This window comes from Saccharothrix sp. (genome assembly GCF_031180885.1).
Classification (GTDB): domain Bacteria; phylum Actinomycetota; class Actinomycetes; order Mycobacteriales; family Pseudonocardiaceae; genus Actinosynnema.
On sequence record NZ_JAPSLK010000014.1, the window covers coordinates 113258 to 130445 of the forward strand.

General features: G+C 71.0%; 13 protein-coding genes. 10 read left to right on the forward strand and 3 right to left on the reverse strand.

All coding sequences use genetic code 11. The annotated features are described in order from the left end of the window. From RIN75_RS18980 to RIN75_RS19000, 5 genes are all read left to right on the forward strand, one after another. Entirely contained in the window at positions 1–1353 is a 1353-nt protein-coding gene (locus RIN75_RS18980) for a discoidin domain-containing protein (protein WP_309113290.1), read from the forward strand. 12 nt (positions 1354–1365) lie between these two features. Continuing rightward, positions 1366–5853 (forward strand): glycoside hydrolase family 38 C-terminal domain-containing protein, encoded by a 4488-nt coding sequence (locus tag RIN75_RS18985; protein ID WP_309113291.1) that lies wholly within the window; start codon positions 1366–1368, stop codon positions 5851–5853. Next, positions 5850–6593 carry a hypothetical protein gene (locus RIN75_RS18990; protein WP_309113292.1) on the forward strand — a complete coding sequence of 248 codons (744 nt, stop codon included), beginning with the start codon at positions 5850–5852 and terminating at the stop codon, positions 6591–6593. Before RIN75_RS18985 ends, RIN75_RS18990 begins: the two co-directional genes overlap by 4 nt. 738 nt (positions 6594–7331) lie before the next feature. Next, positions 7332–7784 carry a DUF4383 domain-containing protein gene (locus RIN75_RS18995; protein WP_309113293.1) on the forward strand — a complete coding sequence of 151 codons (453 nt, stop codon included), beginning with the start codon at positions 7332–7334 and terminating at the stop codon, positions 7782–7784. 69 nt (positions 7785–7853) lie between these two features. Next, a complete protein-coding gene (locus RIN75_RS19000; protein WP_309113294.1) occupies positions 7854–8186 on the forward strand; it encodes a helix-turn-helix transcriptional regulator in 333 nt (110 codons plus the stop codon). A 64-nt stretch (positions 8187–8250) separates the two neighbouring features. Here the strand turns inward: RIN75_RS19000 and RIN75_RS19005 are convergent, their stop codons facing one another. After that, positions 8251–8724 carry an SRPBCC family protein gene (locus tag RIN75_RS19005; RefSeq protein ID WP_309113295.1) on the reverse strand — a complete coding sequence of 158 codons (474 nt, stop codon included), beginning with the start codon at positions 8722–8724 and terminating at the stop codon, positions 8251–8253. A gap of 113 nt (positions 8725–8837) precedes the next feature. Here RIN75_RS19005 and RIN75_RS19010 point away from each other — a divergent pair, with 113 nt between their 5' ends. The 5 genes from RIN75_RS19010 (at position 8838) to RIN75_RS19030 (ending at position 13238) form a co-directional block, all read left to right on the forward strand. Continuing rightward, entirely contained in the window at positions 8838–9677 is an 840-nt protein-coding gene (locus RIN75_RS19010; protein WP_309113296.1) for a CoA-transferase, read from the forward strand. 17 nt (positions 9678–9694) lie between these two features. Further along, positions 9695–10423 (forward strand): CoA-transferase, encoded by a 729-nt coding sequence (locus RIN75_RS19015; protein ID WP_309113343.1) that lies wholly within the window; start codon positions 9695–9697, stop codon positions 10421–10423. Then, positions 10420–11595 carry a thiolase family protein gene (locus RIN75_RS19020; protein WP_309113297.1) on the forward strand — a complete coding sequence of 392 codons (1176 nt, stop codon included), beginning with the start codon at positions 10420–10422 and terminating at the stop codon, positions 11593–11595. Before RIN75_RS19015 ends, RIN75_RS19020 begins: the two co-directional genes overlap by 4 nt. Positions 11596–11618: 23 nt before the next feature. Continuing rightward, positions 11619–12407, forward strand: a complete 789-nt coding sequence (locus RIN75_RS19025; protein WP_309113298.1) for an IclR family transcriptional regulator C-terminal domain-containing protein — start codon at positions 11619–11621, stop codon at positions 12405–12407. A gap of 138 nt (positions 12408–12545) precedes the next feature. Then, positions 12546–13238, forward strand: coding sequence for a TetR/AcrR family transcriptional regulator (locus RIN75_RS19030; protein ID WP_309113299.1), 693 nt, complete (start codon positions 12546–12548; stop codon positions 13236–13238). Here the strand turns inward: RIN75_RS19030 and RIN75_RS19035 are convergent. Both RIN75_RS19035 and RIN75_RS19040 read right to left on the reverse strand, forming a co-directional pair. Next, entirely contained in the window at positions 13203–15647 is a 2445-nt protein-coding gene (locus RIN75_RS19035) for a DUF2156 domain-containing protein (RefSeq protein WP_309113300.1), read from the reverse strand. The two genes, RIN75_RS19030 and RIN75_RS19035, sit on opposite strands and share 36 nt — an antisense overlap. Next, positions 15614–16882 (reverse strand): alpha/beta hydrolase-fold protein, encoded by a 1269-nt coding sequence (locus RIN75_RS19040; RefSeq protein WP_309113301.1) that lies wholly within the window; start codon positions 16880–16882, stop codon positions 15614–15616. Before RIN75_RS19040 ends, RIN75_RS19035 begins: the two co-directional genes overlap by 34 nt. Positions 16883–17188 lie beyond the last annotated feature (306 nt).

The following is a 17188-nucleotide window of genomic DNA, read 5'->3' on the forward strand; positions in this document are numbered from 1 at the left end:
GTGAAAACAACGATTCTCCGCACCGCCACAGCGTTGGCGCTGTTGGGCTCCACCGTGCTCACCGGTTCCGCGGCCCAGGCCCAGGAGGCGACGTCCAAGCGGACCGTCGTCTACTACCAGACGCAGTACTACAACGGCACGTACGTCTCGCCCAAGCCGTTGCTGGACAACAACACCGGCATCACGGACGTGCTGGTCGCCGCCCTGCACCTGAACGGCGACGGCACCGTGCACCTCAACGACCACCCGCCGGGCGACCCCCGCTACACCCAGATGTGGGCGGACCTGGCCGTCATGCAAGCGCGTGGGGTCAACATCTCGATGATGGTCGGCGGCGCGGCCCCCGGCACGTTCACCCGGTTGGACAACGAGTTCGACGTCTACTATCCCAGGCTGCGCAACGTCATCAGCACGTACAAGCTGGACGGCGTGGACCTGGACGTCGAAGAGAACATGTCGTTGGCCGGCATCAAGCGGGTCATCGACGCGTTGAGGGCCGACTTCGGTTCCGACTTCATCATCACGCTCGCCCCGGTCGCCCCGGCGCTGGCGGGTGGCGGCAACCTGTCCGGCTTCGACTACGACCAGTTGGAGCGGGACCGGGGTGCCCAGATCAACTGGTACAACGCCCAGTTCTACTGCGGCTGGGCCTCGCTGTCGAACACGACCGCCTACGACGACATCATCCGCAGGGGTCTGTTCCCGCCGAACAAGGTGGTCGCGAGTTCGCTGACGCACCCGTCGTTGTGCGGTGGGTACGTGGACGTGACGACGACGTTGAAGTCGACCATCCAGTCATTGGTGCAGAAGTACCCGGACTTCGGTGGTGTGGCCGGGTGGGAGTACTTCACGTCCAACCCGGGCGGGACGGCGCGGCCGTGGGAGTGGGCGGGCCTGATCACGTCGTACCAGAAGGGCACCACTCCCCCGCCGGCGAACCTGGCCCTGAACAAGGCCGCTACCGGTTCGGCGTCCTGCAACTCGGCCGAGGGTCCGGCGAAGGCGGTCAACGGCAGTGTGACCGGCGGGAACAGTGACAAGTTCTGCTCGTTGGCGTCGTCGAAGTGGCTGCGGGTGGACCTCGGGTCGGCGCAGACGGTGGGCAGCTTCACCGTTCGGCACGCGGGCGCGGGCGGTGAGTCGACGTCGTACAACACGAAGGCGTTCACCATCCAGACGTCCACCGACGGCACCAACTGGACCACCCGGGTCACGGTCACCGACAACACGGCGAACGTGACGACGCACCCGATCACCCCGACCAGTGCCCGGTACCTGCGTTTGAACGTCACGACGCCGACGCAGACCAGCGACCCGGCGGCGCGGATCTACGAGTTCGAAGCCTACGCCTGACGAAGGAGTGCAGTGGCAGCGCGGATCCTGTCGGTCGTCTCGACCGACCTGTTCATCGGGACCGAGGACCAGCCCCGGCAGGTGGTGCGTGTCACCGTCGACCGGGGCTCGGGGTCCGCGGCACTGCCCGTCGAGGTCGCCGGGCCGGGGTTGACCGGCTCGGCGACCGTCGACGCGGGCGAGGGCGAGGTGGTGGTCGAGGTCCCGATCGAGGTCTCTGTGGCTCCCCGCACGGAGATTCCGGTCACCGCTTCGCTTGGATCGTCCACTGTGGATGGTGTGGTGACGGTGGAGGAGACCGGGTGGCGGATGTTCCTGGTCTCCCACTTCCACTACGACCCCGTCTGGTGGAACACGCAGGCCGCCTACACGCAGACCTGGGAGTTGCAGGGCAACGACGGCACGACCCGGCCGGTGTGGGAGCACAACGGGTTCAACCTGGTGCGGGCGCACCTGGACATGGCGCTGGCCGACCCCGATTACGCGTTCGTGCTGGCCGAGGTGGACTACCTCAAGCCGTTCTGGGACGTGCACCCGGAGTACCGGCAGGTTTTGCGCGACCTCATCGCCGAAGGGCGCGTGGAGGTCATGGGCGGGACGTACAACGAGCCCAACACGAACCTCACCGGGTCCGAGACGACGATCCGGAACCTGGTCTACGGGGTCGGCTACCAGCGGTCGATCATGGGCGCGGACCCGCGCACGGCGTGGCAGCTCGACGTGTTCGGGCACGACCCGCAGTTCCCGGGGCTGGTCGCGGAGGCGGGGCTGACCAGCACGTCGTGGGCGCGGGGGCCGTTCCACCAGTGGGGGCCGCTGCTGACCAAGTTCAACGAGGCCGGCGGGGACGCGGCGAACATGCAGTTCCCGGCGGAGTTCGAGTGGATCTCGCCGTCGGGGCGCGGGGTGCTCACGCACTACATGCCCAACCACTACTCGGCCGGGTGGTGGATGGACTCGTCCGCCACGCTGGAGGAGGCGTGCGGGAAGGTCTACGACCTGTTCCGGGCGGTGAAGCCGGCTGCGGCGACGCGCAACACGTTGTTGCCGGTCGGGACGGACTACACGCCGCCGAACAAGTGGGTCACGTTGATCCACCGGGAGTGGGCGTCGCGGTACGTGTGGCCGAAGTTCGTGTGCGGCACGCCCCGTGACTTCTTCGCCGCCGTGCATTCGGAGCTGACGGCGCGCGGGGTGGCGCCCAGTCCGCAGACGCGGGACATGAACCCGGTGTACACGGGCAAGGACGTGTCGTACATCGACACCAAGCAGGCGCAGCGGGCCGCCGAGGTGGCGGCGACCGATGCGGAGAAGCTCGCGGTGTTCGCGTCGGCGTTGGGGTTGGGCGAGTACCCGGAGGCCGCGCTGGACAAGGTGTGGCGGCAGCTCGCGTACGGGGCGCACCACGACGCCATCACCGGGTCCGAGTCCGATCAGGTGTACATCGACCTGGTGTCGGGGTGGCGCGAGGCGCACGACCTGGCCGTGGACGTGCGGGAGCGGTCGTTGGCGGCGATCCTCGGGCAGGTGGACACGTCCGGGGTGGGGCGGGCGGTGACGGTGGTGAACACGTTGGCGTTCGCGCGGACCGATGTCGTGCGGGTGACCGTGCCCGGGTCGTCGGGCTTGCGGTTGCTGGACGCCTCGGGGGTGGCCGTGCCGTTCGTGGCGGAGGCGGTCGGCGAGTCGACGGTGATCGCGTTCGTGGCTTCGGACGTGCCCGGGATGGGGTGGCGGACGTGGCGGTTGGAGGCGTCCGACTCGGCCTTGCCCACGTGGGAGGCGGGGTCGGGGGTCGCGATTTTCAACGAGTACTTCGCGGTGGAGGCCGATCCGGCGCGCGGTGGTGGGTTGCGGAGCATCCGCGAGGTGGTGTCCGGGCGGGAGTTGGTGCGGGCCGGCGAGGTCGCCAACGAGTTGCGGCTCTACGACGAGTACCCGCAGCACCCGGAGTTCGGTGAGGGGCCGTGGCACTTGTTGCCGAACGGGTCGGTGGTGTCGTCGGCCTCGTCGCCGGCGGAGGTGCGGGTGTCGCACAGCCCGGTGGGCAGCAGGCTTTCCGTCTTCGGGCGAGTGGGGGACGTTTCTTTCGAGCAGCGGATCACGTTGTGGCACGGGGTGGACCGGCTCGACCTGCGGACGCGGGTGCCCGAGTTCAGCGGGTCGGACCAGCTGCTGCGGGTGAAGTTCCCGGTGGACGTGCCGGGGGCGCGGCCGGTCAGCGAGGTGGGCGGGGCGGTGATCGCGAGGGGGTTCGCGCTGCCGGACTCCGACACGGCGGTCGCGCCGTGGACTTTGGACAACCCGGCCAACACGTTCTTCGGCTTGAGTTCGACGGCGGCGCTGCGGTTGGTGTCGCCGGCGGGTGCTGTGTTGGGGCGGGCGGCGATCGCGGTGGCCGAGGTGGTTGTGCCGGCGTTGGTTGATGCCGCGCCGTTGGCGCGTGAGCTGGTGGTGGCGTTGGCGCGGGTGGGTGTCACGGCGACCACGTCGACCGCCGAGGGCGCGCGGTACGGGTGGCTGCGGGTGGACTCGAACCTGCCGGACGTGCGGATCGTGCTGGGTGGGCCGGAGCGGAACCCGATCGCGGCGGAGGTGCTGTCGACCCGGGACGAGTGGCGGGCCGAGTTGAAGCGGCAGTTGGCGGAGCGTGGGGCGGCGCGGGTGTTCGTACCCGCATTGTCGGCCGTGGAGGAGGCTTGGCGGCCCAATGCCGACTTGCGGTCGCTGCGGTCGTTGCCGGTGGTGGTGGTCGACGGGGTGGATGCGGGGGCGTTGGCCGCGGAGATCGCCGCTCTGGCGGACGAGTTCGCGGTGGGCGACGCCGAGGTGACGGCGGTGGAGGTCGGGCCGACGCGGTTGTTGGACGATCACACGGTCGGGTTGTTGTCGTACGGCATTCCGGGGTTCGCGGTGGATCCTTCGGGGGCGCTGCACTTGTCGCTCATGCGGTCGTGCACGGGGTGGCCGTCGGGGATTTGGCTGGACCCGCCGATGCGGCGGGCGCCGGACGGGTCGGCGTTCCAGTTGCAGCACTGGACGCACGACTTCGACTACGCGTTGGTGAGCGGGGCGGGCGACTGGCGGTCGGCGGACTTGGTGGCCCGGGGACAGGGATTCTCGGCGCCGCTGCACGGACGGGTGATTGAGCCGCACTCTGGGGTGATGCCGGCGGAGTTCGCGTTGCTGAGCGTGTCGCCGGAGCGGCGGGTGCAGGTGCAGACGGTGAAGCGGGCGGGCAACCCGAGTGCGGTGGGTTCGGTGGAGCGGCCGGGCGGGATGACGGTGCGGTTGGTGGAGACGACGGGCCGACCGGTGACGGCGACGGTGTCGTCGGTGGTGCCTTGGGCGGGGGCGTACACGGCGGACTTGCTGGAGGAGGAGCGGCGGGAGCCGGTGCTGGTCGAGGGCAAGGTGGTGGTGGCACTGGACGGCTCACAAATAGCCACCATCGTGACCGACCCCGCACCCACCGCACCTGCCGGCACCACCACGGCCGGCAGGGTCGCGGCCAGCGGGGCTGCGCCCGGCGGCACCGCGGGCAGCGGCACCACGGCCGGCGGGGCCGCTGCCGGCGAGGTAGCGGCCACCGGCACCGCTGCCGGCGGGGCTGCGGCCGGCCCGGCTGCGGCCGGCGAGGTTGGGGCCGACAGGTTCGGGGGCTCGGCGGCTGGCGGCGTGCTCGGGGCGTCGGCGGCCGGTGGTGTGCTCGGGGCGTCGGCGGAGGTCGCGCAGCCGGTGTATGCGCGGTACTGGTTGCACAACCGGGGGCCGGCGCCGATGGGGTTCTTCCCCGTCAGCGTGACCGCCGGGCCGACCGTGCTGACCGCGGGCGACGGACCGCTGTCCACTTCCGTCACGGTCGCGAGTCAAGTAGCGGCGGAGTTCAGCGGGACGTTGCGGGTTGTCGTGCCGGAGGGGTGGAGTGCGACGCCTGCCGAGCGGCCGATCACGTTGGGGGCCGGTGGGCACACGTCGTTCCCGGTGGAGGTGGTGCCCACGGGTGGGCCGGGGCTGTACTTCGTCCGGGTGCAGGTGCCGGTCGGTGAGGACCTCGTCGAGGACGTCGTGAGCGTGCTGGTGCCCGGTGGCCCGCTGGACGAGGTCGTGCCGCCGCCACCCGGTCCGGAGATCGACCACGGCAAGCAGATCGAGGGCACGACCGCCACGTCCGGCCGGGTGACCGGGTTGCGGGTGACCGACGTGAGCGAGTCGGTCGTGGTGCGGCCCGGTGAGCGGTCGGTGGTGGCGGTGACGCTGGCCAACGATTCCTCGTCCACTGTGGATGGTGAGGCGATGCCGGTGAGCCCTTGGGGAACTTGGGGGTTCGTCGGGCCGTATGCGAAGGGCTTCAGCGTGCCGGCCGGGGGTGTCGGTCGGGTGGAGTTCGAGGTGGACGTGCCGGTGGACGTCGAGCCTGGTGCGTGGTGGGTGATGGTGAAGCTCATGTGGTTCGGGCGCGTGCAGTACACGCCGGCGATCCCGGTGGAGGTGCGGTGAACCACCACCATCACCACTCCTCGGACAAGGCGTCTGCCGCACGTGCTCAGCGTGACGCGACGGTGATCGGGTGGGTCGACGGCGTGCCGGTGCCAAGGGCGGCTCTGGATGCTCGTTTGGCGGCGTTGCGCGCACGACCGGGTGCCCTGCCCAAGCCCGGGACCAGCGAGGACCGCCAGCTGATCCGGTGGACCGCGCACGTGCTGCTGACCGAGGAACTGTGCAGGCGGGAGGCGGCGGCCCGTGCTCTGCGGGTGACGTCGCACGCGCCACTGGACCCGGTGGCGGCTGTCCACTTGGGCTCGATCAGTTCGGCGGCGTGGCAGTCGTGCGCCGAGGTGGGTACGGTGTTCGCTGCGGTGGTGCCGTCGACTTCGGACGTGGCGGATCGGCCGGCAGTCCGCCGCTGGTGGCGAGTCCGCTACGGCAACCCGCTGACCCCGATCGGGTGGACCACCTTGGACGACCTGCCACCCCCTGTCGCCAACGCCCTCCGCACCGCCCCGTTGGGCACCGTCATCGGGCCGGTGGAGTACGGCGGCCTGCCACACCAGGCAGTCGCAGACGAGCACGAGGACCGCCCAGTCGACGACGACTCTCCGGCGAGGCGCCAACAAGGCACCCGCCTACGCGAATTCAGCCGCTGGCTGGACCACCGAAGGGCAACCGCGGTGCGCACCGCCCCCGGCTTCGAACACCCCGGCGACCCAACCCAACCCGACTGCACCCACCGCCACTAACCCCGACCTTGACCACTGACCGCTGACCGCCGACCAGCGGCCTCTGACCGCTGACCGCCGACCAGCGGCCTCTGGCCAGTGACCACTGGCCAGAGAGGCCGGATCGCGTGCGGGCAACAGGCGCGGGCGCGCATGGTGGGCGCAGGTGCCGGCGCGCGTGATGCGCGGCGCGCGTGGCGGGCGCGGGTAGTGCGCGGCGCGCGTGGCGGGCGCGGGTAGTGCGCGGCGCGCGTGGCGGGCGCGGGTGATGCACGGAAGGCGCGCGTGGCGAGCGGCCGGCGCCCGTGGCGAGCGGCCGGCGCCCGTGGCGAGCGGCCGGCGCGCGTGGTGCGCGACGGGTGCGCGTGGTCGGCGCGGATGCAGGCGATGCGCGGCGCGCGCACGGGGCAGGCGGTCGGCGCGGGTGACGTGCGGCGCGCACGTGATTCGCGGCGCGTGATGCGTGGCGGGCTGATGCGCGGCGGGTGCGTGTGGCGGGCGGCCGGAGCGGGTGGTGCGTGGCGGGCGCGGATGCTGCGTGGCGGGGGTGTGGGCGGCGCGGGTGGTGGGAGGGTGGGGCGGGGTTGGTGGGTGTGCGGCCGGCTGGGGTGGATGAGAGCGAGGGGGTGTGGGTGGGTCTGGGCTGGTCAGGTCAGCGATGAGCCGTTCGGTTGGGTGGGTGGCTGGGGGTTTCGGGTGGGTGGCGCTGGGTAGTCGGGGGGCAGGGTTTGACTTATCCCTTCTGGCAGGGAGCTGGACATGAGCACAAGCGGAGCGGTTACTCGGACGCCGGTGCAGTCTGCCGCGCTCGCCGTGAGTGTGGTATTCGCGTTGGTCGGGATCGCGGGCTTCATCCCGGGGCTGACCACCGACTACGACACGATGCAGTTCGCGGGGCACGAGTCGCGGGCGCAGTTGCTCGGAATCTTCAACGTCTCCATCCTCCACAACCTCGTGCACCTCGCGTTCGGCGTCGTCGGCTTCCTGATGGCCCGCACCGCCGGTGGCGCGGTCACCTACCTGGTGGGTGGTGGCGTGGTGTACCTCGTGCTGTGGCTGTACGGGTTGGTCATCGACCACAACAGCAGCGCCAACTTCGTGCCGGTGAACACCGCGGACAACTGGCTGCACCTCGGACTGGGGTTGGGGATGGTCGCGTTGGGCTTCACCCTCGGCCGGTCCAGCCGGGTGGGGCGGCGCGGAGCGGTGTGAGCCGGGCGCGACACGCCGACAACGGACGCACCTGACGTCGGTTGCGCGCTCACAACTACAATCGGCGGGGTGAGCGAAGATTCCGTCACCCCGTCGCCCTTGTGGACCTACATCGAGACCAACCTGGAGAACCGCGGCCTGACCACCGGCGACCTCTCCCGAGCCACCGGCGTCCACCGCAGCCGGTTCACCGACTGGCGGCGGGGCAAGTCGATCAACATCGACACCGCCCGCGCGATCGCCAAGCTGTTCGAGGTCAGCCCGTTGGAGGTGATGGTCGCGGCCGAGCTGATCACCGCCGAGGAGGCGCAGCTCAAGCACACCAGGCCGGACGCGGCCGACCTCACCGACGACGAGCTGGTCGCCGAACTCCGCCGTCGGCTCAAGCGCCTCGCGAGTTGATCACTGTCGAGTGAGCCACGCCGGCCGGTTGCGAGGACCGGCCGGCGGCTTTCTGGTGACTTCTTCAGGCACGGTCGGTTGCTTGCTCTGCCAGTTGTTTGAGGCGGGCCAAAGTGGACTCGATGTTGGCCTGGTTTCGGGTAGCGCGGTCGCGGACGCCGGTTGCGAGCACGGTGAGGGGCTTGAACCAGGCCGGGCGCAGGTCCCACGTGCTTTCGGTGACTTGGCAGCCGGTGCCGGTCGGCTCGATGTCGTATTGCCAGCGCGACACTTGAAGGCCCATCGAACGCACTACGAAAGCGAAGCGCTCTGGGCGTGCGTCGGTCACGGTGGCCACTGTGGTCCAGAGGCGGATGCCGCGGCGGTTGGTGCCGCGGAAGCGAGCCCCGACCGCAGGGCCGGTTGCGGGGCTCAGCCAGCGGCCACCTGAGTACTCCTGGGCCAGGCGGGCCATTCCTGTCAGGTCGCTGACCAGGGCATACACGTAGTGGGCGGGCGCTGCCACGGTGATGCTCGCCTGTGCGTCCGGATCACTCACGTTCCGGAACGTAGAGGAGTGGTGGCCGCCTACCAAGGGTTGACCGGTGCAGCGCGCGGCTCGTAGTGTTCGTATGGAGAACTTGTGTTCGGGATGCGAACATTTGAGGTGACGTGGCCGAGATAGCAACGTTGGCGGACGCGGTCGGCGAGCTGGTGGGCGACGGCGACGTGGTGGCACTGGAGGGCTTCACCCACCTGATCCCCACGGCGGCGGGGCACGAGATCATCCGCCAGGGCCGTCGGGACCTGACGCTGGTGCGGATGACGCCGGACATCGTCTACGACCAGCTCATCGGCGCGGGGTGCGCGCGCAAGCTGGTCTTCTCGTGGGGCGGCAACCCCGGTGTCGGGTCGCTGCACCGGTTCCGGGACGCGGTGGAGAACGGGTGGCCGCGCGCGTTGGAGATCGAGGAGCACAGCCACGCCGGCATGGCGAACCGGTACGTGGCGGGCGCGTCCGGGTTGCCGTTCGCCGTGCTGCGCGGGTACGTCGGCACCGACCTGGCGTCGGTCACCGAGTCGATCAAGCCGATCACGTGCCCGTTCACCGGCGAGGTGCTGACCGCCGTGCCCGCGCTGAACCCGGACGTCACCGTCGTGCACGCCCAGCGCGCCGACCGGCGGGGCAACGTGCAGCTCTGGGGTCTGCTCGGCGTGCAGAAGGAGGCCGTGCTGGCGGCGCGGCGGAGCCTGGTCACGGTCGAGGAGATCGTGGACGAGCTGACGCCCGTGCCGGGTGCGGTGGTGTTGCCGTCCTGGGCCGTGACGGTGGTGGCGGAGGTGCCGGGTGGGGCGCATCCGTCTTACGCGCAGGGGTATTCGGAGCGGGACAACGCCTACTACGCGGCTTGGGACGCGATCAGTCGGGATCGGGACGAGTTCGGCGCGTGGGTCGGTCGCCTCACGAGGGAAGGGTCGGCGCGGGTGACGGGGAAGGGTGGTGAGAGGTGAGCTATACGTCGGACGAGATGATGGCGGTTGCGGCGGCTCGGGCGTTGTCGGGGCGGCAGCGGGTGTTCGTCGGGATCGGGTTGCCGTCGACGGCGGCCAACCTCGCGCGCCGCACGCACGCGCCGGACCTGGTGCTGGTGTACGAGTCGGGGACGCTGGGGTCCAAACCGGACCGGCTGCCCGCGTCCATCGGGGACGGCATCCTCGCCGAGACCGCGGACGCCGTGATCAGCGTGCCCGAGGTGTTCAACTACTGGCTCCAGCCCGGGCGCATCGACATCGGGTTCCTCGGCGCGGCCCAGTTGGACCGGTTCGGCAACATCAACACGACCGTGGTCGGCGACTACACCGCCCCGAAGGTGCGGCTGCCCGGCGCCGGTGGCGCGCCGGAGATCGCCGCGTCGTGCCGCGAGGTGTACGTCGTGGTGCGGCAGAGCAGGCGCAGTTTCGTGGAGCGGGTCGACTTCGTGACCTCCTTCGGGCACGGCACGGGCCGTGGTGATCGGGAACGGTTGGGCCTTCGAGGGGCGGGGCCGACGCTGGTGATCACCGACCTCGGCGTGTTCCGACCGGATGCCGGGACCGCCGAACTCGTGCTCACCGACTTGCACGAAGGTGTATCCCTGGACGACGTGCGCGCCGCGACGGGGTGGGACCTCAAGGTCGCACCCGACCTCGGTCGCACTCGCCCACCCACCGCTGACGAGCTGGCCGCGCTGCGGGCGCTCAAGGAGGCTTCGAAGTGACCGACGTGTTCGTGCTCGACGGCGTGCGCACCCCGTTCGGCCGCTACGGCGGCGCCCTGTCCGGCGTGCGGCCCGACGACCTGGCCGCCCACGTCGTCGGCACGCTCGCGCAGCGCTCCGACCTCGACCCCGCGCAGGTCGACGAGGTCGTGTTCGGCGACGCCAACCAGGCCGGCGAGGACAACCGGAACGTGGCCCGGATGGCGGCGCTGCTGGCCGGCTGGCCGACGTCCGTGCCGGGGACGACGGTGAACCGGCTGTGCGGCTCCGGGATGGACGCCGTGATGCAGGCGTCGCGCACCATCGCGGTCGGTGATGCCTCCTTGGTGGTCGCAGGTGGTGTGGAGTCGATGAGTCGGGCGCCGTGGGTGATGCTGAAGCCCGCCAAGGGTTTCCCCGCCGGGCACGAGACCCTGCACTCGACCACCCTCGGGTGGCGCATGACCAACCCGCGGATGCCGGCCGAGTGGACGGTGTCGCTCGGCGAGTCCACCGAAGCCCTCGCCGAACGGTTCGGCATCGGCCGGGACGAGCAGGACGCGTTCGCGCTGCGCAGCCACCAGCTCGCCGCCAAGGCCTGGGACAACGGCTTCTACGACGACCACGTGGCACCCGTGCCGGGCGCCGACCTCGCGCGCGACGAGGGCATCCGCGCCGACACCAGCCTGGAGAAGCTGGGCAAGCTCAAGCCCGCCTTCCGTCCACAGGGGACGGTGACCGCCGGCAACGCCTCACCGCTCAACGACGGCGCCTCCGCCCTCCTGCTCGGCTCACGGGCCGCCGCCGACCGCCTGGGTGTGACGCCGCTGGCCCGCATCGCCGGGCGCGGGGCGGCGGGCGTGGACCCGGACGTGTTCGGCATCGGCCCCGTCGAGGCCGCCGAGATCGCCCTGCGCCGGGCCGGGATCGGCTGGGACGACCTCGCGGCGGTGGAGCTGAACGAGGCGTTCGCCGCCCAGTCGCTGGCGTGCCTGCGGTCGTGGCCCGAGTTGGACCCCGAGATCGTCAACGTCAACGGCGGCGCGATCGCCATCGGGCACCCGCTCGGCGCGTCCGGTGGCCGGGTCGTCCTGCAGCTCGCCCACGAGCTGCGCCGGCGCGGCGGCGGCTGGGGCCTGGCGGCGCTGTGCATCGGTGTCGGGCAGGGGCTGGCCGTGGTCGTGGAGGCGTAGTAGGCGGTTAGGGTGTGCGGACCATGGACGACTCGGAGCGCGGCGCCCACTACGTGCAGTCGCTGGAGCGCGGCCTGGCGGTGATCCGCGCGTTCAACGCCGACGCGCCCGCGCTCACGCTCACCGACGTCGCCAAGGCCACCGGCCTGACCCGGGCGGCGGCCCGGCGGTTCCTGCTGACCCTGGCGGACCTGGGGTACGTGCGGACCGACGGCAAGCTGTTCTCGCTGACCGCCCGCGTGCTGGAGCTCGGGTACGCGTTCCTGTCGAGCATGTCGCTGCCCGAGATCGCCCAGCCCCACCTGGAGCGGCTGTCCGGCGAGGTGCGCGAGTCCACGTCCGCCTCGGTGCTCGACGGGGCGGACGTCGTGTACGTGGCGAGGTTCGCCGTGTCCCGGATCATGGCGGTGTCGATCACCGTCGGCACCCGGTTCCCCGCCTACGCCACCTCCATGGGTCACGTGCTGCTGGCCGGACTGACCGCCGCGGAGTTGGAGCGGTACCTCGCCACCGTGCGGTTGGAGCCCTTGACCTCGCACACCATCACCTCCGCGGAGCGGCTCCGGGAGGAGTTGGACGTGGTGAGAGAACAGGGGTGGGCTTTGGTGGACCAGGAGTTGGAGGAGGGACTGCGGTCCGTGGCGGCTCCGGTCCGCGACCGGACGGGGCGGGTGGTGGCGGCGGTGAACGTCTCCAGCCACGCCAGCCGGACATCGCTGGAACGGATCCGCGCGGAAACCGTGCCGCCGCTGCTGGCGACCTGCGCGGCGATCGAGAAGGACCTCGCCGCCGACCCTCGACCCCACGTGTAGCGATCGGGAGGGGCGGGGGCGGACGCTGGGTGGGATGTTCATCGGGGGCTCCCGAGGTTCGAGTTATCGGCGATACCTTGATCAAGGTAGCATCGATTCGAGTATCAGTGATACCCACGATGGGGTTAACATCGATGCATGGGCGAACAGCGGACCGTCACCACGCGCGAGCGGATCATCGAAGCCGCGGCCGAACTCCTGGCCGACGGCGGGATCGACGCGGTGTCCACACGGGCCGTCGCCGCCGCCGCCGGGGTGCAGGCACCCGCCCTGTACCGGCTGTTCGGTGACAAGCAGGGCCTGCTGGACGCGGTCACCGCGCACGGCTTCGAGCGCTACCTCATGGCCAAGAAGGCCGTCGCCCCCAGCGACGACCCGGTGGAGGACCTGCGGCGCGGCTGGGACCTGCACGTCGAGTTCGGCCTCACCCACCCGGCGTTCTACGTGCTCATGTACGGCGTCCCCCAGCCCGGCCGCCGCCCGACCGCCGCCGACGACGCCTACCGCCTGCTGGTCGGGATCCTGGAGCGAGTTGCCGAGGGCGGCCGGCTGAAGGTGCCCGTGGAGACCGCGGCCAGCATCGTGCACGCCACCAACACCGGCGTCACGCTGAGCCTGATCTCCGCCGAGGAGAAGGACCCGGACGTCTCGACCCGCACCCGGGACATGGTGCTCGCCTCCATCACCACCGACGAGCTGCCCCAAGAGGACACCACGCTGTCCGCCCGCGCCCTCGCCCTGGACTCGACGCTCAACCGCCAGACCCACCCGCTCAGCCCCGCCGAGGCCGCCCTCCTACGCGACTGGCTGCACCGGCTCGCGTCGAACTGACCGCAGCACCCGCCCGGCCAGCCGCACCCCCTGCCGCACGCCCATCCCCGGCAGGTACGCCCGCCCGACCGCGTTCGCGATGCGCGGCAACGCCGCCGGGTCCGGGTAGGCCATGTACAGCGGCCGGTACACCGGCTGGAACTTCGCCTTGAACGCCAGCAGCGACCGGAACCCGTACACCGGCTCCAGCACCCGCCCGGTGAAGTCCAGCACCCGCTGCACCCCGCACGGCCGCGCACCCCGGTCCAACCTGGCCAACGGCGCCCCGGACAGGCTCAGGAACGCGAAACCCTCGTCCCGCAACGACAACGCCGCCGACGCGATCAGGAACTCCATCACCCCCGGGAACGCGCTCCCCCGCCGCCGCATGAAGTCCAGCGTCCACCCGACCACCCGCCCGTCCACGTGCACCGGCAGCCAACTGGTCACCGCGTGCACGGTCCGGTCCGCGTCCACCGCGACCAGGCACCGCACCCCGTCCCCGGACAGCTCCGCCAGGCCGCCCAGCGTGAACCCCATCTCCGGCAACCCCTTGTCGGCCACCCACTCCGCCGAGATCGACCGCACCTGATCGGTCAGCGCGGGCGGCGCGTCGGCGTAGCGGACCCACTCGGCGGTGATGCCCCGCTTGCCCGCCTTGTTCAACGCCGTCCGCACGTCCTGCCACTTGCGGCCCGTGAACGCCAAGTCCGGCAAGGGGATCACGGTGTCCTCGGCGACCTGCACGGCGTGCCACCCGGAGGACGCCACCTCGTCCCGCAGCTCCTCGCTGATGCTGTACAGGCAAGGCGTCCACCCCTCGTAGAGGCAGAACGACGTGAACCCGCGCACCGCCTCCCGCCGCGCCTCGACCGGCCCGATCGGGTCCCCCACGGTCAAGGCGATCGTGGCCACCACGCGGTAGGCGACCACGGCCCGCCCGTCGGGCGTGAACCAGTACCGGTTGCCCCGCCAGGTCGTCATGTACGACAAGGAAGTTCCGCCGTGCCGCAGCACCAACTCCCGCGCCCGCGCCGCCGCGTCCCCCTGCTCGACCCGCCGCGCGTGCCACAGCGCCTGCAACAACCCGCCCAGCACGACCAGCCAGAACACCACCCCGGTGTACTCGAACAGCACCGCCGCCACGAGGTCGTCCGGCCGGAACGGCAGCGGCACCAGCCCCAGGTACCCCGGCGGCAGGAACCGCGCCGGCAGGTCCGCCAGCAGGTCCGAGAACCCGGGCACGGGCGTGAACTGCTCGCGCACCACGTACCCGCCCAGCACGTACACCGCGCTCAACCCGAGGAACCCGCTCGACGCCACCGCCCAGAACCGCCGAACCGGTGTGGGCAACGGAAAGTGCCGCCGCGTGCACAGCAACACCACCACGATCGCCAACGGCAGCAACAAAGGCAACGCGAACTCGGCGACCAGCGAAGGCGTGAACGGCTCCCCGAGATCCACCACGTACCAGCCGAACAGCACCGCCATCCCCAGGTTGAGCACCAGCGCCGCCCACCAGGCGAACCGCCGCCCCCGCCGCAACCCCTCCGCGAGCACCAGCAACAACAACGCCGGCACCACCGACATCAGCAACGCGGGCAACCGGTCGTAGGCCGCCTGCGCCTGCGCGGTCCGGCACTGCGACCACGCCTCCGGATCCGCGCACCACGCCGCCACCGTCTCCGCGTCCGGCTGCGGCACCGCCACCACGTCGGTGAACCACGACAGCGGCCCGTTGGCGTAAGGAGACAGCCACACCACCACCGGCCCCAACGCCGAAGCCGCCAGCAGCAACGCCACCAGCACCCGGGTCTCCGACGCGACAACCGGCACCGGACGCCGCCGCACCGCTCCCACCACCAGCCCGACGACACCGCCGCACAGCCGCAGCACGTCCTCCAGGTACCCGGAGTACAGCGCCAGCACCACCAACCCCAGCACCAGCAACAACCGCACCCGTCGACGCCACACCGGCGGCAGCCGGAAGCTCAGCGCCAACGCCAACCCGGCCACCCCCGGCGAAAGACCCACGGACAGGTCGTACTCCAGCGACGACGGCCAACTCCACCCGGTCGACGCGCCCAACCGCACCAGCACCGCCCCCGCGAACACCGACAGGACCTGGCACCCGACGAGGATCACGAGCGTCCGCAACCACCCGAATTCCCGCTCCGCGATCGGCCCGAACACCAGCAGCAAAGCACTGGTCCCCAAGTACCCGGCCAGGTTCGCACACCACAGCGCCGACCCGACCACCGTCCACAAAGGAGCCGACACCCCGAACCCGACCTGGCCCAGCAGTTCCTCGGACGGACCCGACCACATCGACCCGCTGACCGCACCCACACCCCACAGCACGACCAGCGCGGCGGACGTGACCGGTGCCCGCCGGATCAGCGGACCAAGCCGGTGCGCCGCGCGAGCCACGGCAGCGAGTCGTACAGCCCCGGACGCCAGACGTTCCAGTCGTGTCCACCGGGCAGTTCCGTCCACCGCACGTCCATCCCCGCCCGTTGGCACGCTTCGTACACCTTCCTGTCCTCGTCGCGGTAGTAGACGTCCTGCTGACCGGCCACCACCACGCCCTCCGTGCCCGGGAACCGCCGGTCCGCAAGGATGTCCAGTGGGTTGACCCGCCGGAACGCCTCCGCGTCACCGCCGAACACCTCGCGCACGGTGTCGGCGCGGCTGCCCAACGTGGGTTCGGCCTGACCGGCGATGTCGATGAACTTCCCGTACACCGAAGGCGCCCGGACGGCCAGTTGCAACGCGCACGTACCGCCTTGAGAGAACCCGGCGATGGTCCACGCCGTCCGCCGCTGATCCACCACGAGCCGCCCCTTGACCCACTCCGGCACGTCCTTGGCCAGGTAGGTCTCCAGCGCGCCGCGCGGTGAATTTACGCAGATCGGGTTGGCCATCAACGACCCGAGCTGGTCGACCATGACGACGATGGGCGCGAGTCCCCGGTGCTGCCGGGCGAACGCGTCGAGGTGGGTCGTGAGCTGGCCCGCGTCCAGCCAGTCCCGTGGTGTGCCGGGCTGACCGGCCAGCAGCACGACCACGGGCAGCCGGGGCCGGGGTGACACCGCATAGGCGGGCGGCAGGTAGATCCAGGCGTCCCGCGGCCGGTAGCCGGTGCTCGCCGGGATCGACGCCGCGGACACCGTGCCCTTGTCCGGCACGTTCGACGGCTGCCACACGTCGGCGAGCGCCGAACCGTCGGGCACGGTGAGTTCCGCGGCGGGCCGGGCCGCCTCATCGAGGTCCACGGACTCCGCCAGCAACGGCCCCAGCACCGCCCGCATGGTCGGGTACTGCCCGTAGAACGTGTTCACCCCGGACAACGCGCCCAGCAGCACCACCACGACCGAAACCACGGTCAACAAACGACGTGTCCGCCAGCGCACCACGGCCAACACGAGAGCCAGCACGAGAGCGCCCAGGCACACCAGCACCTTCAGCGGCAACGGCTCGGGGAACGGCCGCCACACCACGTTGACGACCAGCCCCACCAATGCGGCGAACGCAGTGCCGGCGAGCAGGGCGAACAGGACGATCCGGAAAGGACGGACACCGACCGCGAGCAGCACCAAGCCGGCGACGGCCACCACCGTGACCGCCGCCGGTACAGGTCCGTTGATCAGCGAAAGGTCGAGCACCCCGGGTTTCCCGTCACATCGTCGGCGCGATGCGTCCAGTCCACCCGCGACCCCGCCTCCCGCGCATCGGACGAACGGCCCGGACGCCGTCCGCCCCGCGGTTGACCGGGCGTCAGCCTCAGGTCTGACAACCCGGGGTCACTGCCAGTGCCACTTCGGCACGTCGCCCGCGCTCTCCGGGTAGGCCTCGCCGGGAACACCTCCACGAGTTCGTCCAGCACCTTGGTGCCGCCGATGGCCTCGTACATCGTCTGCTCGGTCATGCGCCGATCGCTCTGCCCGTCGTCGCCCGTGATGATGAACGCG

Bases quoted from the DNA above. Each gene is read 5' to 3' on its own strand.
- RIN75_RS18995 (WP_309113293.1), top strand. From the start codon at position 7,332: ATGAGCACAAGCGGAGCGGTTACTCGGACGCCGGTGCAGTCTGCCGCG.
- RIN75_RS19015 (WP_309113343.1), top strand. From the start codon at position 9,695: ATGATGGCGGTTGCGGCGGCTCGGGCGTTGTCGGGGCGGCAGCGGGTG.
- RIN75_RS19025 (WP_309113298.1), top strand. From the start codon at position 11,619: ATGGACGACTCGGAGCGCGGCGCCCACTACGTGCAGTCGCTGGAGCGC.
- RIN75_RS19030 (WP_309113299.1), top strand. From the start codon at position 12,546: ATGGGCGAACAGCGGACCGTCACCACGCGCGAGCGGATCATCGAAGCC.